At 56.3% G+C, this 23,575-nt stretch carries 17 protein-coding genes, 1 tRNA gene and 2 rRNA genes; 10 read left to right on the plus strand and 10 right to left on the minus strand.

Annotation, left to right across the window (positions count from 1 at the left end; genetic code table 11):
• Nucleotides 1–190 precede the first annotated feature (190 nt).
• Both ACKXF7_RS05245 and ACKXF7_RS05250 read right to left on the minus strand, forming a co-directional pair.
• A complete protein-coding gene (locus tag ACKXF7_RS05245; protein WP_423742613.1) occupies nt 191–958 on the minus strand; it encodes a patatin family protein in 768 nt (255 codons plus the stop codon).
• The gene (locus ACKXF7_RS05250) at nt 928–1,059 is read right to left on the minus strand and encodes a hypothetical protein (protein WP_423742649.1); all 132 of its coding nucleotides are present in this window, start codon (nt 1,057–1,059) and stop codon (nt 928–930) included. Before ACKXF7_RS05250 ends, ACKXF7_RS05245 begins: the two co-directional genes overlap by 31 nt.
• A gap of 184 nt (nt 1,060–1,243) precedes the next feature.
• Here ACKXF7_RS05250 and ACKXF7_RS05255 point away from each other — a divergent pair, with 184 nt between their 5' ends.
• Entirely contained in the window at nt 1,244–1,432 is a 189-nt protein-coding gene (locus ACKXF7_RS05255) for a tyrosine-type recombinase/integrase (RefSeq protein ID WP_423742614.1), read from the plus strand.
• A gap of 56 nt (nt 1,433–1,488) precedes the next feature.
• Here ACKXF7_RS05255 and ACKXF7_RS05260 read toward each other — a convergent pair.
• Nucleotides 1,489–1,562: transfer RNA gene (locus tag ACKXF7_RS05260), tRNA-Ile, on the minus strand.
• Nucleotides 1,563–1,635: 73 nt separating this feature from the next.
• Complete coding sequence (locus tag ACKXF7_RS05265; RefSeq protein ID WP_249237530.1) at nt 1,636–2,055, minus strand: hypothetical protein; 420 nt, start codon at nt 2,053–2,055, stop codon at nt 1,636–1,638.
• Nucleotides 2,056–2,178: 123 nt separating this feature from the next.
• Here ACKXF7_RS05265 and ACKXF7_RS05270 point away from each other — a divergent pair, with 123 nt between their 5' ends.
• From ACKXF7_RS05270 to ACKXF7_RS05295, 6 genes are all read left to right on the plus strand, one after another.
• Entirely contained in the window at nt 2,179–2,679 is a 501-nt protein-coding gene (locus ACKXF7_RS05270; RefSeq protein WP_249237529.1) for a conjugal transfer protein TraD, read from the plus strand.
• Nucleotides 2,676–3,968 carry a glycoside hydrolase family 10 protein gene (locus ACKXF7_RS05275; RefSeq protein ID WP_423742338.1) on the plus strand — a complete coding sequence of 431 codons (1,293 nt, stop codon included), beginning with the start codon at nt 2,676–2,678 and terminating at the stop codon, nt 3,966–3,968. Before ACKXF7_RS05270 ends, ACKXF7_RS05275 begins: the two co-directional genes overlap by 4 nt.
• A 147-nt stretch (nt 3,969–4,115) precedes the next feature.
• Nucleotides 4,116–4,649 (plus strand): hypothetical protein, encoded by a 534-nt coding sequence (locus ACKXF7_RS05280; protein WP_348584806.1) that lies wholly within the window; start codon nt 4,116–4,118, stop codon nt 4,647–4,649.
• Nucleotides 4,649–5,569 carry a DMT family transporter gene (locus ACKXF7_RS05285; protein ID WP_423742339.1) on the plus strand — a complete coding sequence of 307 codons (921 nt, stop codon included), beginning with the start codon at nt 4,649–4,651 and terminating at the stop codon, nt 5,567–5,569. Before ACKXF7_RS05280 ends, ACKXF7_RS05285 begins: the two co-directional genes overlap by 1 nt.
• 3 nt (nt 5,570–5,572) lie before the next feature.
• On the plus strand, nt 5,573–6,127 hold the full coding sequence (locus ACKXF7_RS05290; RefSeq protein ID WP_423742340.1) for a M48 family metallopeptidase: 555 nt from the start codon (nt 5,573–5,575) through the stop codon (nt 6,125–6,127).
• Nucleotides 6,128–6,203: 76 nt separating this feature from the next.
• Nucleotides 6,204–7,685 carry a lipopolysaccharide biosynthesis protein gene (locus tag ACKXF7_RS05295; RefSeq protein WP_339396030.1) on the plus strand — a complete coding sequence of 494 codons (1,482 nt, stop codon included), beginning with the start codon at nt 6,204–6,206 and terminating at the stop codon, nt 7,683–7,685.
• A 106-nt stretch (nt 7,686–7,791) separates the two neighbouring features.
• Here the strand turns inward: ACKXF7_RS05295 and ACKXF7_RS05300 are convergent, their stop codons facing one another.
• The 4 genes from ACKXF7_RS05300 to ACKXF7_RS05315 form a co-directional block, all read right to left on the minus strand.
• A complete protein-coding gene (locus ACKXF7_RS05300; RefSeq protein WP_423742341.1) occupies nt 7,792–10,431 on the minus strand; it encodes a hypothetical protein in 2,640 nt (879 codons plus the stop codon).
• A gap of 419 nt (nt 10,432–10,850) precedes the next feature.
• A complete protein-coding gene (locus ACKXF7_RS05305) occupies nt 10,851–11,780 on the minus strand; it encodes an alpha/beta fold hydrolase (RefSeq protein WP_423742342.1) in 930 nt (309 codons plus the stop codon).
• 24 nt (nt 11,781–11,804) lie between these two features.
• The gene (locus tag ACKXF7_RS05310; RefSeq protein ID WP_249237520.1) at nt 11,805–12,056 is read right to left on the minus strand and encodes an AbrB/MazE/SpoVT family DNA-binding domain-containing protein; all 252 of its coding nucleotides are present in this window, start codon (nt 12,054–12,056) and stop codon (nt 11,805–11,807) included.
• Between the two features lie 219 nt (nt 12,057–12,275).
• Nucleotides 12,276–13,304 carry a glycosyltransferase family 2 protein gene (locus ACKXF7_RS05315; protein WP_423742343.1) on the minus strand — a complete coding sequence of 343 codons (1,029 nt, stop codon included), beginning with the start codon at nt 13,302–13,304 and terminating at the stop codon, nt 12,276–12,278.
• 251 nt (nt 13,305–13,555) lie between these two features.
• Between ACKXF7_RS05315 and ACKXF7_RS05320 the strand changes: the two genes are divergently transcribed.
• Nucleotides 13,556–15,133, plus strand: coding sequence for a RecQ family ATP-dependent DNA helicase (locus tag ACKXF7_RS05320; RefSeq protein WP_423742344.1), 1,578 nt, complete (start codon nt 13,556–13,558; stop codon nt 15,131–15,133).
• 77 nt (nt 15,134–15,210) lie between these two features.
• Here the strand turns inward: ACKXF7_RS05320 and nrdG are convergent, their stop codons facing one another.
• Nucleotides 15,211–15,768 carry an anaerobic ribonucleoside-triphosphate reductase activating protein gene (gene nrdG, locus ACKXF7_RS05325; RefSeq protein ID WP_423742345.1) on the minus strand — a complete coding sequence of 186 codons (558 nt, stop codon included), beginning with the start codon at nt 15,766–15,768 and terminating at the stop codon, nt 15,211–15,213.
• 158 nt (nt 15,769–15,926) lie between these two features.
• The gene (gene nrdD / locus ACKXF7_RS05330; RefSeq protein WP_423742346.1) at nt 15,927–18,098 is read right to left on the minus strand and encodes an anaerobic ribonucleoside-triphosphate reductase; all 2,172 of its coding nucleotides are present in this window, start codon (nt 18,096–18,098) and stop codon (nt 15,927–15,929) included.
• Between the two features lie 792 nt (nt 18,099–18,890).
• Between nrdD and ACKXF7_RS05335 the strand changes: the two genes are divergently transcribed.
• Nucleotides 18,891–20,401: ribosomal RNA gene (locus ACKXF7_RS05335) — 16S ribosomal RNA — on the plus strand.
• Between the two features lie 279 nt (nt 20,402–20,680).
• Nucleotides 20,681–23,514: ribosomal RNA gene (locus tag ACKXF7_RS05340) — 23S ribosomal RNA — on the plus strand.
• Together the 16S and 23S rRNA genes form the textbook arrangement of a ribosomal RNA operon.
• Nucleotides 23,515–23,575: the final 61 nt, after the last annotated feature.

The following is a 23,575-nucleotide window of genomic DNA, read 5'->3' on the forward strand; positions in this document are numbered from 1 at the left end:
CGACTGATGTTTCCTATCCTCTGCTGCGGACCCCCTCTATCTGTCCGCAGCAGAACAACAAAATGCAAAAAAGCCCAGAGCGATACCGCTCCAGGCTCCTTTGTCTGTATGTACATATCATATTATAATGTCCGGGGCGGATATAATTTCTGGGGCGGATATTGTCAAGGGAAGTGAACGGGTTTCATCTCTAGGTGCCCACCGATTCATCTTGTTTGGCGTTTTGCATCCACCGCACCAGCGCTTCGGCGTCCTGTTTGCCTTTGGCGTACATTTTTTCAAGGCCGGCGCGGTTCTTGGTCAGGGTGGACATTCCCTCGGTGCTGTCCGGGGCGATGATGCAGACAAGGCCCTGTCGCTCCAGCTCCCGCGCCCGCTGGACAGCCGTGTTGTACCGCCATACCCGGCGGCGCAGCCCCTCGGCTGCAGCGGGGTAATGCGACTGCAGCAGGTGTGCCAGATGCTTGTCCCGGGCATCACTACTCACCAGCCCGATGGGCTTGGTCAGGATGAGAGCCACCCGGTCGCAGCCGTGGGCAAAGGCCCATTCCAGCGGGACGGGGTCGGCCAAGCCGCCATCAAAACAAGGCACGCCGTCGATGACGCAGGGCTGGTCGATGACCGGGATGCAGCAGGACGCCATGAGGATGCGGTAGTCGTCCGGGTGGAGGTCTGCCTTGGTGAAATACTGCGCCTCGCCGTTCTGTGCATTAGCGGCCACCACGCAGAGCTCTGCCGGGCTGCGGGCAAGCGCCGCGTAATCCAGCGGATTCTCGCCGCCTGCATTGCTGAGGGTGCCGTAGACATAGCCCAGATCGAGATAGGAATGCTTGCGGATGAGGTTGTGCACGCTCATGTACTCCCTGCGGAAGGAGTATTCATCGTAAAAGGGCTTGTTCCGCCCATGCTGGCCTGCCAGATAGGACGTCATATTGGCGCTGCCCGCCGAAACGCCGATGCAGAGATGAAGCGGAGGTCCTCCTCCAGGCAGCGGTCCAGCACGCCAGCGCCGTAAATGCCCCGCAGGCCGCCACCCACATCGATGACACCGTATTTCATGGTCTGTTCCTCCATCGTTTAATTCCATTTCCCTCCCAGTATAACGGGACGGCGGGAAATACTCATTGAGCAAACGGCGGGATCTGATGCAATTTGCGGCAGAAAGCAGGATCTGCCGCAATGGGGGCAAACAAAAACGGCCAGCGTATCATGTGCTCTGTGATATGTACCCCTAATCGAGAAAATCCATCCGCATATGTTCCGGCACGCCTTCGTGAGCATCCTGCTGTCCAATCCCAATATCGGTGTGGCAACGGTGGCCGCAGAAGCCGGACACGCACAGCCCAGTACGACCCTTGCAATTTACACGCAGGTCTATGACAAGCGGCGCAAAGAGATTCGCAAACAGATGAGCAAAGAATTGTACAAGTAAAGCGCCTATTCATGCAAAAAGAAAAGCACGAGAGCAAAATCTCGTGCTTTTTTCTATGGGCCAGCCAGGACTTGAACCCGGGACCAAGCGGTTATGAGCCGCCAGCTCTGACCAACTGAGCTACTAGCCCGCATATTCTGCGCTGCGGCATATATCAGTATACCAAATTCAGCGCAAAATGAAAAGCGTTTTGCCGCAAAAGTTTATTTTGTGCGGTGGGCTGCCAGCTTTTGCTGCATGAATTTGTCCAGCATCTCCTGCGGGAACAGCGGCTCCTTGTAGCCAAAGGCCTCGCGGATGAAGATCAGGGTCACCACAGTCTGACGGCCCGGGTCCAGCCGCAGGGAGTACAGGGTATCCAGCGGCTGCTGGGTGGGCTGGTGCAATGTCAGGTGCAAAAGGAACCCGCCGTCCTTTTCCCGGCGGCACTCATACAAAAACTCGTCCGTGTCCGGATGCTCGTCCAGACGGTCAAAGCATTCGTCAAGGGGCAGGTCGGTGCGGAACTCCGACAGACCGGATGGCCCATACTGGCTGCGGCGGCCGTTCTCGCGCCGGGAGAGCAGAAAAACGATCACGCCCAGCACGGCGGCAAGCAGGACGATGGAAACAGCAGTGTTCATGAAGATCCTCCCAAAGAGTTTTTCTTATTGTAACACAACCCGCATCCATTTGTGCTATAATATTTTTAATTCTTTGAAAATTTTGTCAGGAGCCTGCACTCTGCTGCGGGCGGGAGGAACGCAATGAAGCTCAAATTCACACGCAAGACCTGGTACTTTTTCCTGCTGGCGGCAGCGGCAGTGTCCATGCTGGGCGGCTTTGCCGTGCTGAGCGGCATGGATTTTTCGGGGCTGGAACTGATCGTGTTCTGCATCACCGGCATCGCAGTACTATTTCTGGCGGCGCAGAAGGGGGCACCGGCCAAGGATAAGCGCAATTACACGCTGGTGTTCGTGCTGCTGATGCTCAGCAAGCTGGCGGCAGGCGGCTGGGCGGGCGACCTGTGCTCGGCGCTGGTGTGGCCCGGCCTCCTTGCCATTGAGTACAGCCATGGAAAGCCTATCCAGCGCCCGCTGCAGCTGGTATGCATTTCGGAGGCGCTGCGGCTTTTGTTCTGGCTGCTGACCCGCTATGCGGGCATGAGCGGCCTTGCCTTCTGGACGAACATCATGTTCGTGCTGCTGGCCTGTGCCCGGGGCTGGGCGGCTCTGACCCTGTATAAGACGCAGGAGGAAACCCTGTGACCCAGCGGCGCAGGTCGAAAAAAACGGAAGTGGAGACGCACCGTTTTGGCCGGCGCAGCTTTTTGCTGGGGGCCGGTGCCGCCGCCTGCGTGGGCGCGGGGCTGTGGCTGCGCCGCAAAGAGCTTTCCGAACAGGATAAAACAGGAAAACAACAACAAAACGTTAACAACCCGGCCCTGCCTGCGGGCGAGTGGCGGGCTGTGTGGATCAGCTATCTGGAATGGGCGCTGCTGGATTTTTCCACGGCAGACACCTTCCGCGCCGGGTGCGCACAAATGCTGGACGATTGTGCGGGCCTTGGGCTGAACACGGTGCTGGCGCAGGTGCGGCCCTTCGGGGACGCGCTGTACCGCAGCAGCCTGTTCCCATGGAGCCACCTGTGCACCGGGGTGCAGGGGGCAGACCCCGGTTTTGACCCGCTGGACATCCTCCTGCAGGAGGCCCACGGGCGGGGACTCTCGGTGGAAGCGTGGCTGAACCCCTACCGACTGCGGTCCTCTGCCGCCATGCCGCCCAGCCTTGCGGAGAATAACCTTGCCAACACCCATCCGGAGTGGGTGTGTGCGGTGGGCGACGGGCTGTACCTGAACCCGGCAGAGCCTGCCGCTGCGGATTATGTGGTGCAGGGCGTGGCGGAGCTTTTGCAGAACTATGCGGTGGATGGCATCCACTTTGACGATTACTTTTACCCCACCACCGAGGAAAGCATCGACGCGGTGCAGTTTGCGGCCAGCGGTGCGGTGGACCTTGCCGCGTGGCGGCAGCAGAACGTGACCGCACTGGTAAAGGCGGTGCACGACACGGTAAAAGCCGCAGACCCGACTTTGCGGTTCGGCATCAGTCCACAGGGGAATATTGACAACGATCTCAACAGCCAGTACAGCGCTGTGACCGCGTGGCTGGCCGCAGGCGGCGAAGAGCAGGTGGTGGACTACCTCTGTCCGCAGGTCTACTGGGGCTATGGCTACACGCTGCAGAGCGGCAGCACCCGCTTTGCCTTTGAGAACATCGTGCCCGCGTGGCTGGCGTACCCGCGCGCAGAGGGCGTGGCGCTCTATTTTGGCTTGGGCGCGTACCGCATCGGCGTGGGCGACGGCGGCGCGAACCCGGACAGCGTGAGCGGCTGGAGCACCGGCGATGTGCTGGCCCGGCAGGTGCAGGACCTGCGCGGTCAGAACGCGGGCGGCTGGGCGCTGTACCGGTATGGCAGTCTGTTCGGTGCGGGCGCACCGGAGCAGGCCGCTGCCGAATGCGCTGCGCTGCGGGCGCTGACCGGCAAAGAAGGGTAAAATCGGGCGGCAAACCGCACAAAACAAAGCCGTCTGTCTTGTGCAGTGCGGCGAAATGCGGTATACTATAATTGTATCTGCCCGAAAAATGGGCAGAAGGATGAATAGCAAAGAGAAGCGCGTTGCTTCGTGAGGAAACGTATGAAGATGAAAAAAAGGATTATTGCGCTGCTGCTGGCGGTCCTGCTGGCAGTGGGGCTGATCGGCTGCAAGGATGTCCTGAAGGGTATCGTGCACAAGGCGACGGGCACCTCGGACGAGGTGCAGGAGGAGGACACCACCCGCTGGGCAGATGCGACCGCCGACCCGCTGATCATTCAGGGGATCGCAGACTCCTCTGCCAAGTTTGCCGCGGCCACGGCAGACGGCTGCCTGTACGCCGTGTTCAACGGCATCTGGAGCCGCAGCACCGACTATTTCACTGCGCCCACCGGCAGCCTGAATATCATGGCCTGCGGCACCGCTGAGGGCACCCAGAAATTCAAGGTGGCACTGTGGAAAAAGGTGGATGGCGGCGCAGAGTATGTGCCGGACAGCACCTATTATATCCATACGGACGGCACCAACTACCGCTGCACCGTTTCCGGGCTGGACCCGGCGGCACAGTACCGTGTGACCATCTCCTATGATTCCAGCCGCTACTACCTGTACGGCCTGATGAAGGTGGAGGGCGTCGGCTGATGAATACACAGACTAAGAACTCTCTGCTCCTGCTGCTGTGCTCCCTTATCTGGGGCACGGCCTTTGTAGCCCAGAGCGCAGGCTCCGGGATGGGTGCCTACAGCTTTCTGGCGGGGCGCAGCTGGCTGGCTGTGCTGGTGCTGATCCCCACGGTGCTGGTATTTGACGCCATCCGCCGCAAAAACGGCATGGATGCAAAGCCAAAGACCGCCGCCGAAAAGAAAAAGCTGCTGGCGGCAGGCTTTGTGTGCGGCACCCTTCTGTTTGCCGCATCCGCTGCACAGCAGATTGGCATTACCATCAATCCGTCCACGGCAAAGGCTGGCTTCCTGACCGCCATGTATGTGGTGCTGGTGCCGGTGTTCGGCCTGTTTCTGGGCCGGAAGGGCAATGCGCAGCTGTGGGTCAGCATGGTGGTGGCTGTGCTGGGCCTGTATCTGCTGTGCATGAAAAACGGCTTTGGCAGCATCGAATCCAGCGATTGGCTCCTGCTGAGCTGTGCGGTGCTGTTCAGCTTTCAGATCATTGCGGTGGACCACTTTTCCCCGCAGGTGGACGGCGTGCGGCTGAGCCTTGCCGAATTTCTGGTGGTGTCGGTGGAAAGCACCGCTGCGGCTCTGCTGTTCGAGGCACCTTCCGCAGCGCAGTTCGCGGAGAACGCGCTGCCGATCCTCTACTGCGGCATCATGTCCAGCGGCGTGGCCTACACCCTGCAGATCCTGGGCCAGCGGGACCTGAACCCCGCCATTGCCAGCCTGATCATGTGTCTGGAAAGCGTGTTCAGTGCGCTGGGCGGCTGGATGCTGCTGCACCAGAACCTTTCTGCCCGGGAAGTCTTTGGCTGCGTGCTGATCTTTGCTGCCGTGGTGCTGGCCCAGCTGCCGCTGGAAATGCTGCGCCGGGTCAAAAAGGCGTCCTGACCCATGGCAGAAAAACAGCCGGGGCCGCAGCTGCGCACGGCAGGCGGCATCCGGTACGAGCTGACCCGCAAAAAGGTGAAGAACCTGAACATCCGTGTGCGGGAGGACGGCACCGTGGCGGTGAGCGTGCCGCTGCGCACGAGCGCGGAAGCTGCGGACCGCTTTGTGGCCGAGCGCACCCAATGGGTGCAGGAGGCCCGGGAACGTGCCCGGCGGCGTGCCGCCCGGGACGCACAGCCACTGCCGGACAGGGAGACCGCGCTGGCGTACTTTACGGCCATGAGCGATAAGGTCTACCCGGCCTTTGCCGAAGTGCTGGGCGGGCACAAGCCCGTCATCAAGGTGCGCAGCATGACCAGCCGGTGGGGCGTGTGCTTTATGGCAAAGCGGCAGATCACCTTTGCTTTGCAGCTGTATCATATGCCCCCGGCGGCGCAGATCTATGTGGTAGTGCATGAGTACTGCCACTTTTTGCAGCCCAACCACAGCCCGGCCTTCTGGGCTGAGGTGGCAAAGCTGCTGCCGGACTGGAAAGCCCGGCGGGCGCTTTTAAAGTAATCAAATAGTGGGAAAGCGGATGCGGGCGGTCACAGACCGGCCCGCATCCGAATTGTAAAACAGGAGGGAAGTACCCTTGGAAAACGAAAAAAAGTCCGGCGATAAATATTCAAAGCTTGCCGGCAACACATTGATCTTTGCCATTTCCAGCTTTTCGTCAAAGCTGCTCACCCTGATCGTGCAGCCGTTCCTGACCTATGCAATGGCGGAAATTTCCGATCTGGGCCTTTCCAAGATCCTGAGCCAGTACGCGAACCTGCTCATCCCGTTCGTGTCCATGGGCATGTCCAACGCCATCATCCGCTTTGGTCTGGACAAGGGCAACAGCGAAAAACAGGTGTTCACCAACGGCCTGCTGACCATTCTGGGCGGCTTTGGCCTTCTGGTGCTGTGCTGGCCCATTGCGCAGTTTCTGCCCGATATGGCACAGTACGGCCTGCTCATTTACATCTATGTGCTCATGAGCTGCCTGCGCACCCTGTGCACCCAGTTCGTGCGCAGCCGCCAGTGGAACAAGCTGGTGGCCGTGGACGGCGTGCTGTGCACCGTGGCCACCATGGCCTTCTACGTGCTGTATCTGGTGGGCTTCAAGTGGGGCGCCAACGGCTACCTGCTGGCCATCATCAGCGGCGACCTTGTCAGTGTGCTGTTCCTCTCCGTTACCGGAAAGCTGTGGAACTATGTGGAGCTGAAGGGCGTCAACAAAAACCTCTGGAAGCAGATGCTGCGCTTCTCGCTGCCCATGATCCCGGCACAGATCAGCTTCTGGATCATCAACGCATCCGACCTGTTCTTTGTGCGCGAAATGTGCAGCGGTCTGGACGGCCACAGCGGCGACGCATGGAGCGGCCTGCTTTCCACCGGCTACTTCCTGCCCACCATCCTGACCACGCTGGGCCTGATCTTCTACGATGCATGGCAGCTTTCCGCTGTGACCGAGGAGGAGGGGCGCGCAAAGTTCTTTACCCAGATCTTCCGCACCTATTCCAGCGTGCTGTTCTGCTGTGCCGCCGGCATCATCTGGCTGTGCCGTCCGGTGATGCACGTGATGAAGTCCAACTACTACTATGCATGGCACTTTGTGCCCTTCCTTGTCATGGCGTCCACCTGCAGCTGCTTCAACCAGTTCATGAACAGCGTGTACGTGGTGAATAAAAAATCCACCCGCAGCATGATCACCATGATGGCGGGTGCTGTGAGCAACTGCATCATGAACTACTTCTTCATCAAGTGGTGGGGCCCGGTAGGCGCGACCTATGCCTCCTTCCTTGGCCTTGCGCTGGTGTTCACCCTGCGCGCCATCGATGCCCACAGGATGATCGGGATGCAGGTGCATCCGGGCCGCGTGCTGGTGAATGCGGCCGCACTGGTGGCAGAAGCCTTTGTGCTGCTGGCTGAGACGCCGCTCTACGGCCTGTGGACCGGCCTGATCACGGCGGCTGTTATCCTGTACAACTTTGCAGGCGTGTGGGCCATGGCCCGCATCCTGCTGCCCCGCCTGCTGGGCCGCCGCGGCAAGGCGCTGGTGTCGGCTGTGGATGGCTGGCTGAAACGGTAAAATGTGCAAACGAAAGGCCCCGGGACATAACGTCCCGGGGCCTTTCGCCTTTTATAAATGTGCGATACGGATGAAGCGGATAGCGGTATTACAGGGAGCCGAAGGCTCAGTGTCTGCTGTTCTTGCCCAGCAGGCTTGCCCATGCACCGGCAATCGTCAGTGCAAAGCCGCTGAGAGCCATTGCCAGCGCAGCAAACAGGCTGGTGCCGGTCTGCGGCAGGGCGTGAGCGTCCTGCACAGCGGGATTCGTGTGGTTGGCGGGCAGAACAGAGGAGTCCGGCGTATCGGTCCGTGCGTCCTGTACAGGAGTCAGCTGCGGGTCTTCCGGGGTGACGGAGGTATCCGGGCCGGGCTTCGGTTCCGGCTTCGGTTCCGGCTTCGGGTCGGGGTCCGGGGTGGGAGTGTCGGACCCGTCCGGTTCGGGAGTAGGGGCAGGCAGTTCCGCATGAGCGGCTTTCAGTGCCAGCGGCTCGCCCGTGACGGTGAGGGTGTAGGTGCCGTCGCCCATAGAATCAAGAGCTACATTGCTGTCCAGAAGATCCTGAGCAACGCTCGGGTCGCCATGGAAATTCCAGCGCTGGCCCTCGGCGTCAATGTACCAGCCGTCGATGCCGTCGCCGCAGTCCTGCAGGATATCACCGATGCCTGCATTGCCTACGGAGAAGGTCAGCTTGCCGCCCTTCTCAGTAAAGATGTCGGCGCCTGCCTTGTCAGCACTGTTATTGTTGATGACGGTGCTGCGGCCCAGAACGGCAGAGCAGCCCGCTTCAATGCGCAGGCCGCCGCCAACAGCACCCTTGGCGTTGAAGCCGTTTCTGGGCGTGGCGTTGTTGTTCTGGATGGTGACACGGGAAGCGTCGTCGATGGTCAGGCTGCGGTGGAAACCGCCATAGGTTAGGCATGCAATACCGGTGGCATTGTTATCCGAGATGTTCAGGGTGCTGTTCCGGACGCTCAGCGAACCGTTCAAAAGTCCTGTCTCGGTGTCATTGACACCCCATGTGATCTCAACGGAAGCATTGCCTTTTTCTTCTGTGCCGGTAACAGTGACAGTGGAATTGGTGAACTCGCCCTTGCCGGTGATGCGGATGCCGCCATAGCCGTTGTCGTTGGCCGTGAGGGTGGAATTTTCTACAAGCAGATTATTGGCGTGGATGCCGTAGCCGCCGTGGTTGCCGCTGATGTTGGCGGTAGAGCCGTTCACGATCTTGACATCGGCACCATTGAAGCCGCTGCGGCCCTCCCAATCGCCGCGGTTGGCGCAGTTGGTGACGGTCAGGGTGCTGTTGTCCACCAGAACATCCAGAGCTTCCCTGCCAATGATGCCGCCATTGTTGCCATCGGCGGTGAAGGTGGAGCCATCGGTGATGTTGATGAAGTAGGTGCTGCCTTCGTTGCCGCCGCCAACGCCGTCCCATGCAATGGCATTGAAGCAGTTGTTGATGGTCAGGGTGGAGTGGTTGTTCACATTGAGCTCGTTGCGGCCGCGACCAGCCATGTAGATGCCGTGTGCCTCTGTGGCCAGACCTGTGCCATCCATGGAAAACTTGGTGTTGTCCAGCGTCAGGGCGGCATCGTGGGACATGCAGACGGCGTTCCACTTGTTATAGGTCGTGGAGCTGGCCCCCGTCATGTCAACATCCATATTCTGGAAGGTGAGATTGGAACCCCAGAGCGTGATGCCAACGATCTGGGACTGGCCTTCTTTCGCTATGAACTTCAGCTTGGGCTTGACGGTGGTTTTTTCCTCGGTACCGCTGTCAGTTGCTGTTGTGACCGTTTTGCCTTTGATCGTCAGTTTTTTGTCCCGGAGATCAATGCCGGTGGAAGTGGCATCTTTGACCACTTCAATGGTGTCGCCGTCATTCGCTTTGCTGACAGCTTCGTCAAAGCTTGTGTACCCAGTGGTTTTGCCGTCCTGACCGGTAATGGTGGCAACAGTGTTGTCCTCCGCCGGAGTGGCGGGCGCAGCCGGAGCTTTTGCCAGCATCAGTACCGGGGCCGGAGCTACTGCAAGGTCGTTGTTCTCAACGGCAGCTTGCGGCTTGGACTCGTCAGCAGGATTCTGCTTGGACTCGTCAGTAGGATTCTGCTTGGACTCGTCAGTAGGATTCTGCTTGGTTTCGTCAGTAGGATTCTGCTTGGTTTCGTCAGTAGGATTCTGCTTGGTTTCGTCAGTAGGATTCTGCTTGGTTTCGTCAGTAGGATTCTGCTTGGTTTCGTCAGTAGGATTCTGCTTGGTTTCGTCAGTAGGATTCTGCTTGGTTTCGTCAGTAGGATTCTGCTTGATTTCGTCAGTAGGATTCTGCTTGATTTCGTCAGTAGGATTCTGCTTGGTTTCGTCAGTAGGATTCTGCTTGATTTCGTCAGTAGGATTCTGCTTGATTTCGTCAGTAGGATTCTGCTTGGTTTCGTCAGTAGGATTCTGCTTGGTTTCGTCAGTAGGATTCTGCTTGGTTTCGTCAGTAGGATTCTGCTTGATTTCGTCAGTAGGATTCTGCTTGATTTCGTCAGTAGGATTCTGCTTGGTTTCGTCAGTAGGATTCTGCTTGGTTTCGTCAGTAGGATTCTGCTTGGTCTCGTCAGTAGGATTCTGCTTGGTTTCGTCAGTGGAAGTCGCAGCTGTAGAAGCAGGTTTGTTTACCTCAGCGTCCGCAGATTCTGCATTTGCTGCCAGAGGGCTTGCCGCAACACAGGCGGTCAAAGCCAGAGACATTGCCGCAAGCTTGAATTTTTTGTTGGTCATGATCACTCTCTCCTTCCAGATCTTCACATGTTATAAAAGGGACATAAACCGTACCGGCCCCCCATTGGCCGATCCCGGAGTTTATGCTTGTGATTTGGGTATATCACACTTTTGAAAGCCTGTCAACAAGAGGGAGAGTGCTTGAAAAACACTGAAAATTAGACGGAATATCTAAAAATTACAGGTATAATCCTGACAAATAGCACAAAAAGACAGAAAAATGGTAGAATGTGGGAATTTGAACGGAGCGGTTTGAAACACTTTTGAAACGGTAATGAAACAGTGCTGAGACGGTACTGTTGCAGAACCACCGAAAGAACAAAATGTGAAACATTTGTGAAAAAGCGCGGCGCGCCCGGAAACCGGCGAAAAAAAGAAACCGCCGCACAAAATGCTGTGCAGCGGTTTCGGGATGCGGTTCAGGTCAGCTGCCGGTCCAGCCAGTCGGCAATGTCGGCAAACACTTCCTGCTTGTTCGTTTCCACCAGCAGCTCGTGCCGGGCACCGGGGTACAGCTTGCATTCAATGTTCTGCACTCCGGCGTCTTTCAGGCTCTGGATGGCGCGGCGCACGCCCTTGCCCTGTTCGCCCACCGGGTCGGCGTCACCGGCAAGGAAGAGCAGCGGCAGGTCTTTGGGCATTTTTGCAAGGAAGGCCGGGTCGTGCAGGCGCAGGATGCCGCTGAACATGCTGTAGTAGGCGTTCAGCGTGAAGGTAAAGGTGCAGCGCTCGTCGGCCAGATATTTGTCCACCTCGGCGGGGTCGCGGTTGAGCCAGTCGTGGGTGGTGCGGCCCTCCAGCCCCTTGTTGTAGCCCAGAAACGAGGTGTGCGCCACAAAATTGCTGCGGTAGTGCCAGCCATGAAAGACCGCCAGCACCCGGCAGAGGGTCTTGGCAAACTGCACCAGCGCTTTGGGCTGGAAGCCGGTGCCCATGATGATGGCTCCATCCAGCTCATGGCCGTATTCGCACAAATACTGCCGGGCATAAAAGGAACCCATGCTGTGGCCCAGCAAAAAATAGGGCACTCCCGGGTAAAGCTCTTTGGTGCGCACCGTCATGGCGTGCAGGTCGGCCAGCACCGCGCGGTTGCCGTCCGGCTCGGCAAAATAGCCGTAATCGTCCCTGGTGCGGATGGAGCCGCCATGACCCAGATGGTCGTGGCCGGTGACCAGAATGCCCCGCCCGGCAAGATATTCTGCCAGCGGCTTATACCGGTCGATGTACTCCACCATGCCGTGGGACAGCTGCAGAATGGCTTTCACCTCGCCGTCCGGCACGCAGCGGAAGGCGTGCAGAGACCGCCCCGGCACGGTGGACGGGACGGTGAAATCGATCATCTGGCTCATGGCAGAGCCTCCTTTTTGCGTTTTTTACAGTGCGCTGATCTTGCGGCGGCAGGCCGGGCAGATGCAGTAGCCTGCAAACTGCACCGAGGCTTCGTCCACCTCGCCGCAGAAATCGCAGCTTCCGGCGGGACGGTGCTTTTTGAGCACGATGGAATCACCATCCACAAAGATCTCGAGCTTGGTGTCGGTGTCCAGATGCATACTGGTGCGCAGCTCCTTGGGCAGAACGATGCGGCCCAGCGCATCGATGCCGCGGACAATTCCGGTACTTTTCATAGTATTCTGTTCTCCTTTATCCTTTTCCTTTTCCTGTGATAGCCAATCTGTGACACAATAGGAAAATTGTTCCAGTGGCGCTATGCTCAGTATACAAAAAAGAACAGCGTTCGTCAATGATTCCGTGCTATTTCGACAAAAAATAACCTTTTACGCGGAAAAGTAGAGAAAAAGAAAAGGCTGTCATGCATTGTGCACGACAGCCTTGGATCGGATCGATCAGTTGAATTTGAAGATCTTGCGCAGCTGGCGGTAGACGCCCAGCGTGAGCTTGTCGCCGCCGGGGAACTTCAGGTCGGTCAGACCGCCCAGATTGTAGCGCACGGCGCGGTAAACGCCGGTGCTCACGTGATCCTTGAGGTACTGCCACAGCCCGGTGCGCTTGGCCTTTGCCTCGTCGCTGCCGTCCAGCAGCAGGAAGATGTCGCTCACGGCCATCATCACGGACAGATAGTGCACCATGTAGGCATGCAGACGTCTCTGATCCTTCAGTTCGTCCAGATCCTGACAGTCGATCATATGCTTGGTGACCCGCAGCTGCTGATCCACCCGCTTGACCATGATGCTCTCGTTCACGCTCTGGTCGGCACGGCCGATGAAGTAGCGGTACAGATCCAGATCCATGTAGTACATGCTTTTGACGTAGGGCAGGGGCTGGTAGACAAAGATGTTGTCCACATAGAAGGTGTGCTTGGGCAGCACCATGCCGCACTTGCGCAGCACCTCGGTGCGGTACATCACCGAGTGCATCAGGATGTTCTGGTCCGGGCGGAAGTGGCCCACATGGGTCCAGTTGAACAGGCGGTTCTGCGGGAACACATTGGTGTAGCGCACGGTCAGGGTGGTGTTGTCCTCCACATGCTCGTACACGTAGTTGCAGATCATCATGTCCGGCGCGGTGCCGCGGGCCACCAGAGTGGTCAGGCGGGCCAGAACCTTTTTCAGGGCGTCGGTGTCCAGCCAGTCGTCGCTATCCACTACCTTATAGTACAGGCCGGTGGCGTTGCGGATGCCCTGATTGACGCCCTCACCGTGGCCGCCGTTCTCCTGATGGATGGCCTTGACGATGGTGGGATATTTGGCGGCGTACTCGTCGCAGATGGCGGGGGTATCGTCCTTCACGGAACCGTCGTCCACAAGGATGATCTCGGCCTGCTCTCCGGCAGAAAGCAGGGTCTCGATGCAATGGCGCATATATGCCGCCGAGTTGTAGCACGGAACGGCAAAGGTGATGAGTTTCTGATGCATAAGATGATTGCTCCTTTTTCTATCAACAGTCGGCGCACAAAAAAACCGCCGGACATGGAGTTATGTGCTCCTATTATATCATTTTCGCGCCTGAAAAGCTATCATTTGCAAAAAAATTACTTTTGACATTTCGTGCTTTTTGCTGAAAAACAGGCTCTGTGCCCGCGCAAAATCCCGGCTTTTATGGTATACTGATAGGGCTTTGAGGACACGGCGCAGAGAACTGCCCATCAGATACAACGGAGGGACCCATGGAAAACCCGCACAGCATCCTGAAAAAAGTTTTTGGCTACGACAGCTTCCGCCCCGGGCAGGAGGAGATCGTCAGCCGCCTGCTTGCCGGGCAGGATGTGCTGGCGGTGATGCCCACCGGTGCGGGCAAATCCATCTGCTATCAGGTGCCGGCCCTGCTTCTGCCCGGCATCACCATCGTGGTGTCGCCGCTGGTCAGCCTGATGAAGGACCAGGTGGGGGCGCTGGTACAGGCCGGTGTGGCGGCGGCGTTTCTGAACAACAGCCTCACCGACAACCAGAAGGCCCTCATGCTCCGCCGCGCCCGGGAGGGCTGGTACAAGATCATCTATGTGGCACCGGAGCGGCTGGAAATGCCCGGCTTCCAGCGGTTTGCGCAGGAAAGGACCATCAGTATGGTGACGGTGGACGAGGCCCATTGCATCAGCCAGTGGGGACAGGACTTCCGGCCCAGCTACCTGCGCATCAAGGCCTTTGTGGACAGCCTGCCCAGCCGTCCGGTGGTGGGTGCGTTCACGGCCACGGCTACCGCCCATGTGCGGGACGACATCCGGGAACAGCTGGCCTTGCAGAAACCCTATGAGGTGACCACCAGCTTTGACCGTCCGAACCTCTATTTTGAGACCCGGCGGGCCCTGCCCAGCCAGAAGCCGAAGGAGCTGCTGGATCTTGTGCTGAAAGAGGGCAGCAACGCGGGCATCGTCTACTGCAGCACCACCCGGCAGGTGGATGAGACCGCCCGCCTTCTGCAGAGCAGGGGCATCCGGGCTGCGGCCTACCACGCCAAGCTGGACGCGGATACCCGGCGGCAGAATCAGGACGATTTCCTCTACGACCGGGTGCAGGTCATGGTGGCGACCAATGCCTTCGGCATGGGCATCGACAAGCCCAACGTGCGGTTTGTGATCCACTATAATATGCCCAAGGATCTGGAAAGCTATTATCAGGAGGCCGGGCGTGCAGGCCGCGATGGACAGCCCGCCCGGTGCACGCTGCTCTATTCCGGCACCGATGTGCGCACCATCCGGTTCTTTATTGAAAAGGAGATGGAGGCAGACAACGGCCTGCCCGCCGATGTAAAGGCCGAAGCTGCCCGCAAGGCGGAAGAGCGGCTCAAGTATATGACCTTCTATTCCACCACGCAGGACTGCCTGCGTGGCTTTCTGCTGCACTATTTCGGCGAAGCGGCACCCAAAAAGTGCGGCAACTGCTCCTGCTGTCTGGCTGCAGAGCAGGAAGCTCAGCTGCAGGTGGAGTATTCCCGCCGCCGTGCGGCAGACAATGCAAGACGGCTGAGCGAGAAGCCGCGTCGTGCCAGAACGACCGCTGGAGAGCTGAGTGAGTTCGACCAGAAGCTGCTGAATGCCCTCTATGCTCAGCGCAAGCGGCTGGCTGGAAAACAAAATATCCCGGCCTTTATGGTGTTCAGCGATGCCACCCTGCGGGAGATGGTGGAGAGAAAGCCGCTGAGCACCGACGAACTGCTGAATATCAGCGGTGTGGGCGAGAAGAAAGCCGCCCGCTACGGCAATGCCTTCCTGCGCATCATCGAAGATGCCGTGGGCAGCCGGGAATAAAACATAAAATAAGAGCGCCCTGCTTTTCCACACTTGAAGCCGAACTTGTGGAAAACAGGACGCTCTTTTTGTTTTGATCATTTTTCCATGGTATGGGTGGCGAATACCTTTTCGTCCTCCCACCACACGGGCTCCCCGGCGGCAAGGGTCTTTTTCACATCCAGCAGACGCTGGTTGCTGCTGCCCCGGAACCGCAGGGAGATATCGTGCTTGGCTTCAACAAATTCGCCGTCCACCAGCACATCCAGCAGGCTCAGCAGCTCGTCGGTGGCTTCGCACCGGGCAAGACTTGGCTCTTTGCCGGTCAGCTGCTCCCAGGTGTAGCCGGAATAGCACCACACCGTTTTGTTGGGGTACAAGGCCTTGAAGTTGCGCACGAAGGGCAGCAGCTCCCGCTGATTTTCCGGCTCCATGGGTTCGCCGCCCAGCAGGGAAAGGCCCGCGATATAGTCCGGCTGGCAGGATGCAAACACCTCGTTGCGGGTGGGTTTGTCGAAGGGCTGGCCATAGTCAAAGTCCCACGCCACGGCATTGAAGCAGCCGGGGCAGTGGTGGCGGCAGCCGGACACGAACACGCTGGTGCGCACCCCCGGGCCGTTGGCAATGTCATAGTATTTGATGGTTGCGTAGTTCATAATATGATTCCTGTACTTTACAAAGAAATGGAAGCCTGCCGCTGCAGCCCTTCCGGTGAAAATACGTTTGGAGCGGCCCGCAGGCCGCTCCAAACGTGAAATAGAAAAAATTTTCCGCTGTTATGCCCAGAGCGAAGCGGAGGGCATCAAAATTGTAATTACAGATGCAGCACGCGGTCCTTGATCTCCTGCGTGCGGCCCTGATTCCAGAACTGGGTGCCGATATAGCCGCAGGTGCGGCGGGCAACGTTCAGCTTGTTCTGGTCGCGGTTGCCGCACTTGGGGCACTCCCACACCAGCTTGCCGTCATCCTCCACGATCTTGATCTCGCCGTCATAGCCGCAGACCTGACAGTAATCGGATTTGGTGTTCAGCTCCGCATACATGATGTTGTCATAGATGAACTGCAGCACACTTATGACGGCTTCCAGATTGTCCTGCATGTTGGGTACTTCCACATAGCTGATGGCACCGCCCGGAGACAGGCGCTGGAAGTCGCTCTCGAACTTCAGCTTGGTGAAGGCGTCGATCTGTTCCGACACATGCACATGGTAGCTGTTGGTGATATAGTTCTTGTCGGTAATGCCGGGCACGATGCCAAAGCGCTTCTGCAGGCACTTGGCGAACTTGTAGGTGGTGGATTCCAGCGGGGTGCCATAGAGGGAGTAGTCGATGTTCTCGGCCTTTTTCCATGCGTTGCACTTGTCGTTCATGTGCTGCATCACGCTCAGAGCAAAGGGCTTTGCACCGGCATCGGTGTGGCTCTTGCCGGTCATATACTTCACGCACTCATACAGACCGGCATAGCCCAGACTGATGGTGGAGTAGCCGCCGAACAGCAGCTTGTCGATCTTTTCGCCCTTCTTCAGTCGGGCCAGTGCGCCGTACTGCCACAGGATGGGTGCGGCATCGCTGGGGGTGCCCAGCAGCCGCTTGTGCCGTGCCTGCAGTGCGCGGTGGCACAGGGCCAGACGCTCGTCGAAGATCTTCCAGAACTTTTCAAAGTTGCCCTTGGAGGAGAGTGCCACGTCCACCAGATTGATGGTGACAACACCCTGATTGAACCGGCCGTAGTACTTGGGCTTGCCGGTCTCGGGGTCCACATAGGGGGTCAGGAAGCTGCGGCAGCCCATGCAGGTGTAGCAGTGGCCTTCGCCGTTTTTGTCCACCTTGAGCTCCAGCATCTTCTTCTCGGAGATATAGTCGGGCACCATGCGTTTTGCGGTGCACTTTGCGGCCAGCTCGGTCAGGTAGTAATAAGGAGTGCCGGGGCGGATGTTGTCCTCTTCCAGCACATAGATCAGCTTGGGGAAAGCGGGGGTGATCCACACACCGGCCTCGTTCTTCACGCCCTGATAGCGCTGGCGGATGGTCTCCTCGATGATGATGGCAAGGTCTGCCTTCTCCTGCGGATTGCGCGCCTCACCCAGATACATGAACACGGTGATAAAGGGGGCCTGACCATTGGTGGTCATCAGCGTGACCACCTGATACTGGATGGTCTGCACACCGCGGTTGATCTCGCTGCGCAGGCGGCGCTCCACGATCTCCTTCTTGCGCTCGGCAGAAACGTCCAGACCAGCCATTTCCACTTCTACCTCAGCGGCGATCTTCTTGCGGGAGACATCCACAAAGGGGGCGAGGTGGGTCAGGCTGATGCTCTGGCCGCCGTACTGGTTGGATGCCACCTGTGCAATGATCTGGGTGGCGATGTTGCAGGCGGTGGAGAAGCTGTGAGGCTTTTCGATATAGGTGCCGGAAATGACGGTGCCGTTCTGCAGCATGTCCTCCAGATTCACCAGATCGCAGTTGTGCATGTGCTGGGCAAAGTAGTCGGAATCGTGGAAGTGGATCAGACCCTCCTGATGGGCCTTGACGATCTCCGGGTCCAGCAGCAGACGGGCGGTCAAATCTTTGGAGATCTCACCGGCCATATAGTCGCGCTGCACGCTGTTCACGGTGGGGTTCTTATTGGCGTTCTCCTGCTTGACCTCTTCGTTCTGGCACTCGATCAGGCTCAGAATGCGCTCATCGGTGGTGTTGGTCTGACGCTTCAGGCTCTGGATATAGCGGTAGGTGATATAGTGACGGGCGATGTCGTGGGCTTTGATGTCCATGAGCTGGTTCTCCACCATATCCTGAACCTCTTCCACGCTGACGGCACGGTTCAGTGCCTGGCATTGGTCGGTTACATCTGCCGCGATCTGGGTGATCTGATCCTTGGTCAGACGGCTCTGGCCGCCGACCGAATCGCTGGCCTTGGTAACAGCGGTAATGATCTTGGTGATATCAAAGGGGACCTCTGCACCGTTGCGTTTGATGATCTTCATCGGCTCTCCTCCTTGTAAATAAAAGCACAGTGTGAACGGGTACCTCTTACAATAAGAGATACCCGTCTGCGCGCACGATATCCAACAAACTGAATGTAGCTCTATTCTATCACTATCTAGTGGCAAGTCAAGAAAAATACCACTACATTTTGCGTTTTGGAGTTTTAGCCAAAATTCATGGATAATTTTCAGGATAAAATCTGAGCCAAGACCTCTTGACAACGCACACCCGTTTCCATGGTGTAATATCGCAAAATATTATACGGAGAAAGCCTTATAATACATTATATAAATAAAGAGGGACACTGAGCTGCGGTGCAGTTTTTCCTGCGGTTTGCTGCTGTTTTGGGGTGAACGCAAAAAAGAATGAAAAAAATCTGTCAAAAAGTGTTGACAAGGAGGCGGGGGTGTGGTATTATACTTGAGCGCCAAGCGCTGAGGCAAAAGAATGACTTCCGAAGCCTCAGCAGAAAGCCCTTGAAAAGAACCAATAGACGTCAGGAAAGACCGGTTTGTTCCGAGTAACTTCAAGACATCCAAGTTCAGAAAGTTCAAAAGCTTCTAAAAAATAAGGCTTGACAAAAAACCACTTCGGTGGTACAATAAACAGGTCGTCAGCCGCAAGGCTGAGGCGCACAGGACCTTGAAAATTGAACAATATCGAAAAACTTGTAAGGAACCTTTATGTGTTTGGAAAAACACTTAAAACAATTCCAAAAGTAATTCACACAGGACGCAAGCGATTGCGTGCTGAGCGAACAAGATTTAACACTTTTTAAGTGATAAATATCATTTATAAAGAGTTTGATCCTGGCTCAGGACGAACGCTGGCGGCGCGCCTAACACATGCAAGTCGAACGAGCGAGAGAGAGCTTGCTTTCTCGAGCGAGTGGCGAACGGGTGAGTAACGCGTGAGGAACCTGCCTCAAAGAGGGGGACAACAGTTGGAAACGACTGCTAATACCGCATAAGCCCACGGCTCGGCATCGAGCAGAGGGAAAAGGAGCAATCCGCTTTGAGATGGCCTCGCGTCCGATTAGCTAGTTGGTGAGGTAACGGCCCACCAAGGCGACGATCGGTAGCCGGACTGAGAGGTTGAACGGCCACATTGGGACTGAGACACGGCCCAGACTCCTACGGGAGGCAGCAGTGGGGAATATTGCACAATGGGGGAAACCCTGATGCAGCGACGCCGCGTGGAGGAAGAAGGTCTTCGGATTGTAAACTCCTGTTGTTGGGGAAGATAATGACGGTACCCAACAAGGAAGTGACGGCTAACTACGTGCCAGCAGCCGCGGTAAAACGTAGGTCACAAGCGTTGTCCGGAATTACTGGGTGTAAAGGGAGCGCAGGCGGGAAGACAAGTTGGAAGTGAAATCTATGGGCTCAACCCATAAACTGCTTTCAAAACTGTTTTTCTTGAGTAGTGCAGAGGTAGGCGGAATTCCCGGTGTAGCGGTGGAATGCGTAGATATCGGGAGGAACACCAGTGGCGAAGGCGGCCTACTGGGCACCAACTGACGCTGAGGCTCGAAAGTGTGGGTAGCAAACAGGATTAGATACCCTGGTAGTCCACACCGTAAACGATGATTACTAGGTGTTGGAGGATTGACCCCTTCAGTGCCGCAGTTAACACAATAAGTAATCCACCTGGGGAGTACGACCGCAAGGTTGAAACTCAAAGGAATTGACGGGGGCCCGCACAAGCAGTGGAGTATGTGGTTTAATTCGACGCAACGCGAAGAACCTTACCAAGTCTTGACATCCCTTGACAGACATAGAAATATGTATTCTCTTCGGAGCAAGGAGACAGGTGGTGCATGGTTGTCGTCAGCTCGTGTCGTGAGATGTTGGGTTAAGTCCCGCAACGAGCGCAACCCTTATGGTCAGTTACTACGCAAGAGGACTCTGGCCAGACTGCCGTTGACAAAACGGAGGAAGGTGGGGATGACGTCAAATCATCATGCCCTTTATGACTTGGGCTACACACGTACTACAATGGCGTTAAACAAAGAGAAGCAAGACCGCGAGGTGGAGCAAAACTCAGAAACAACGTCCCAGTTCGGACTGCAGGCTGCAACTCGCCTGCACGAAGTCGGAATTGCTAGTAATCGTGGATCAGCATGCCACGGTGAATACGTTCCCGGGCCTTGTACACACCGCCCGTCACACCATGAGAGCCGGGGGGACCCGAAGTCGGTAGTCTAACCGCAAGGAGGACGCCGCCGAAGGTAAAACTGGTGATTGGGGTGAAGTCGTAACAAGGTAGCCGTAGGAGAACCTGCGGCTGGATCACCTCCTTTCTAAGGAGTCAGGCAAGGACAGGACATCAAAAGATGGACAGTCCTTGGACAGGTTTAAACGAGTAGAGTAGATATTGTTCGATTTTGAGGGCCCTGAAGAGCGAAAGCTCGAAAGAACCTTCAAAGACGTACCTTGAAAACTGAATAATAACTGCGAAACAAAGATTATAGTAAGTTCTTTTTAAGAAATATTACAATTTCAAAAGGAAGGGTAACAATAATCTTCGTTGGCAAGAGAGAATCAAGAGGATACCAAATGTTCCAAGAGAACGTTTGAAAGGTCAAGCGAACAAGGGCGCAGGGCGAATGCCTTGGCACTGGGAGCCGATGAAAGACGTGATAAGCTGCGATAAGCTTCGGGGAGCTGCAAATAAGCATTGATCCGGAGATTTCTGAATGAGGAAACTCACCTGGGTTCATACTCAGGTACGTTATACTGAACTTTAAAATAGGTATATCGAGGGAACCGCCTGAACTGAAACATCTAAGTAGGGCGAGGAAGAGACATCAAACGAGATTCCGTAAGTAGTGGCGAGCGAACGCGGAAGAGGGCAAACCGAGAGTAGAAATACTTTCGGGGTACGGAGCGCATTTAGGACTTAAGTTGTTAACCGAACGGCATGGGAAGGCCGGTCAGAGAGTGTGAGAACCACGTAGGTGAAAACGACAAGAGCCGAGCGAATTCCAGAGTACGGCCAGACACGTGAAACCTGGTCGGAATACGGGGGGACCACCCTCCAACCCTAAATACTACCCAGTGACCGATAGCGTATAGTACTGTGAAGGAAAGGTGAAAAGCACCCCGGGAGGGGAGTGAAAGAGAACCTGAAACCCTGTGCCTACAAGCACCTAGAGCGCGTCAATGCGTGATAGGGTACTTTTTGTAGAACGGTCCGGCGAGCGATTGTATGCAGCAAGGTTAAGGACTTAAGGTCTGGAGCCGAAGCGAAAGCGAGTTTGAAAAGGGCGTTAAGTTGCATACAATGGGCCCGAAACCGGGTGACCTACCCATGGTCAGGTTGAAGTGGAAGTAAAATTCCATGGAGGACCGAACCGACCTCCGTTGAAAAGGCGGCGGATGAACTGTGGGTAGCGGAGAAATTCCAATCGAACCCGGAGATAGCTGGTTCTCCCCGAAATAGTTTTAGGACTAGCCTCAAGTTAGATACCTGGAGGTAAAGCACTGAATAGCCTAGCGGCCGAGAGGTTAGCGAAGCTTATCAAACTCAGAATGCCAGAGTATTGATGCTTGGGAGTCAGACAGTGTCAGATAAATGTCATTGTCAAAAGGGAAACAGCCCAGATCTACAGCTAAGGTCCCAAAGTCAGGTTAAGTGGAAAACGATGTGAAGATACGCAGACAACCAGGATGTTGGCTCAGAAGCAGCCACTCATTCAAAGAGTGCGTAATAGCTCACTGGTCGAGCGTCTTTGCGCGGAGAATTTAACGGGGCTAAACCTGACACCGAAGCTTAGGCAATACAGCAATGTATTGGGTAGGGGAGCGTTGTATACGCGGTGAAACAGTAGCGTAAGCGGCTGTGGAGTGTATAGAAGTGAGAATGCCGGAATGAGTAGCGCGAATGCAGTGAGAATCTGCATGGCCGAAAGCCTCAGGTTTCTGGAGGAAGGTTCGTCCGCTCCAGGTCAGTCGGGAGCTAAGGTGAGGCCTAACGGCGTAGCCGATGCACAGACGGTAGAGATTCCGTCACCACCAAAAGAGTTAAACACAGGGACACATATGAAGTCTCGGAGCCGGGTGTTGGTTCCGGTAGCGATCGAGGGAAATTAGTACCGAAGTCCGGGATGGAAGATGGCGAGAAAAGCTGTGTGTATTTCTGCGGTGCCCGTACCGCAAACCGACACAGGTAGGTAGGAAGAAGATTCTAAGGCCAACGGGAGAAGGGTTGTTAAGGAACTCGGCAAATTGACCCCGTAACTTCGGGAGAAGGGGTGCTGCAGCAATGCAGCCGCAGAGAATCGGCCCAAGCAACTGTTTACCAAAAACACAGGTTTGTGCTAAATCGAAAGATGACGTATACGAGCTGACGCCTGCCCGGTGCTGGAAGGTTAAGAGGAGATGTGCAAGCATTGAATCGAAGCCCCAGTGAACGGCGGCCGTAACTATAACGGTCCTAAGGTAGCGAAATTCCTTGTCAGGTAAGTTCTGACCCGCATGAAAGGCGTAATGATTTGGGCACTGTCTCAACAGCCCGCCCGGCGAAATTGTAGTACCGGTGAAGATGCCGGTTACCCGCGACAAGACGGAAAGACCCCATGGAGCTTTACTGTAGCCTAATATTGGGTTTCGATGTTGCATGCACAGGATAGATGGGACACTGGGAAGCAGGTGCTTTGGCGCTTGTGGAGTGGCCGTTGGGATACCATCCTTGCGATATTGGAATTCTAACCTGCGCCTTTGAATCAAGGCGGGGGACATTGTTAGGTGGGCAGTTTGACTGGGGCGGTCGCCTCCTAAAGAGTAACGGAGGCGTTCAAAGGTTCGCTCAGCTTGAACGGAAATCAAGCAAAAGAGTGCAAACGCAGAAGCGAGCCTAACTGCGAGACTGACGGGTCGAGCAGTAACGAAAGTTGGAGTTAGTGATCCGGTGGTATGTGAGTGGAAATGCCATCGCTCAACGGATAAAAGTTACCCTGGGGATAACAGGCTAATCTCCCCAAGAGTCCACATCGACGGGGAGGTTTGGCACCTCGATGTCGGCTCATCGCATCCTGGGGCTGTATTCGGTCCCAAGGGTTTGGCTGTTCGCCAATTAAAGCGGTACGCGAGCTGGGTTCAGAACGTCGTGAGACAGTTCGGTCCCTATCTGTCGTGGGCGCAGGATATTTGATGGGAGCTGTTCCTAGTACGAGAGGACCGGAGCGGACGTACCTCTGGCGCACCAGTTGTTCTGCCAAGAGCATAGCTGGGCAACTATGTACGGATCGGATAAACGCTGAAAGCATCTAAGCGTGAAGCCGACCCAAAGATAAGATATCCCATTGTTTCAAACAAGTAAGACCCCTTGAAGACTACAAGGTTGATAGGCACGATGTGTAAGTGGAGCGATCCATTCAGCAAGCGTGTACTAATAGGTCGAGGGCTTGACCACAATTCGCTTGAGACTCTCAAGAGTCAACGAAAAAATGTAAGCAGTGATTATTCAGTTTTGA

Origin of the sequence: Faecalibacterium sp. 7 (genome assembly GCF_049562865.1) — a bacterium.
Classification (GTDB): domain Bacteria; phylum Bacillota; class Clostridia; order Oscillospirales; family Ruminococcaceae; genus Faecalibacterium; species Faecalibacterium wellingii.

Coding starts and splice junctions, on each gene's coding strand:
- ACKXF7_RS05320 (WP_423742344.1), top strand. CDS start 13,556: ATGGAAAACCCGCACAGCATCCTGAAAAAAGTTTTTGGCTACGACAGC.
- ACKXF7_RS05305 (WP_423742342.1), bottom strand. CDS start 11,780: ATGAGCCAGATGATCGATTTCACCGTCCCGTCCACCGTGCCGGGGCGG.
- ACKXF7_RS05250 (WP_423742649.1), bottom strand. CDS start 1,059: ATGAAATACGGTGTCATCGATGTGGGTGGCGGCCTGCGGGGCATTTAC.
- nrdG (WP_423742345.1), bottom strand. CDS start 15,768: ATGAACTACGCAACCATCAAATACTATGACATTGCCAACGGCCCGGGG.
- ACKXF7_RS05310 (WP_249237520.1), bottom strand. CDS start 12,056: ATGAAAAGTACCGGAATTGTCCGCGGCATCGATGCGCTGGGCCGCATC.
- ACKXF7_RS05285 (WP_423742339.1), top strand. CDS start 4,649: ATGAATACACAGACTAAGAACTCTCTGCTCCTGCTGCTGTGCTCCCTT.
- ACKXF7_RS05290 (WP_423742340.1), top strand. CDS start 5,573: ATGGCAGAAAAACAGCCGGGGCCGCAGCTGCGCACGGCAGGCGGCATC.
- ACKXF7_RS05280 (WP_348584806.1), top strand. CDS start 4,116: ATGAAAAAAAGGATTATTGCGCTGCTGCTGGCGGTCCTGCTGGCAGTG.
- ACKXF7_RS05265 (WP_249237530.1), bottom strand. CDS start 2,055: ATGAACACTGCTGTTTCCATCGTCCTGCTTGCCGCCGTGCTGGGCGTG.
- ACKXF7_RS05270 (WP_249237529.1), top strand. CDS start 2,179: ATGAAGCTCAAATTCACACGCAAGACCTGGTACTTTTTCCTGCTGGCG.
- ACKXF7_RS05300 (WP_423742341.1), bottom strand. CDS start 10,431: ATGACCAACAAAAAATTCAAGCTTGCGGCAATGTCTCTGGCTTTGACC.
- ACKXF7_RS05315 (WP_423742343.1), bottom strand. CDS start 13,304: ATGCATCAGAAACTCATCACCTTTGCCGTTCCGTGCTACAACTCGGCG.
- nrdD (WP_423742346.1), bottom strand. CDS start 18,098: ATGAAGATCATCAAACGCAACGGTGCAGAGGTCCCCTTTGATATCACC.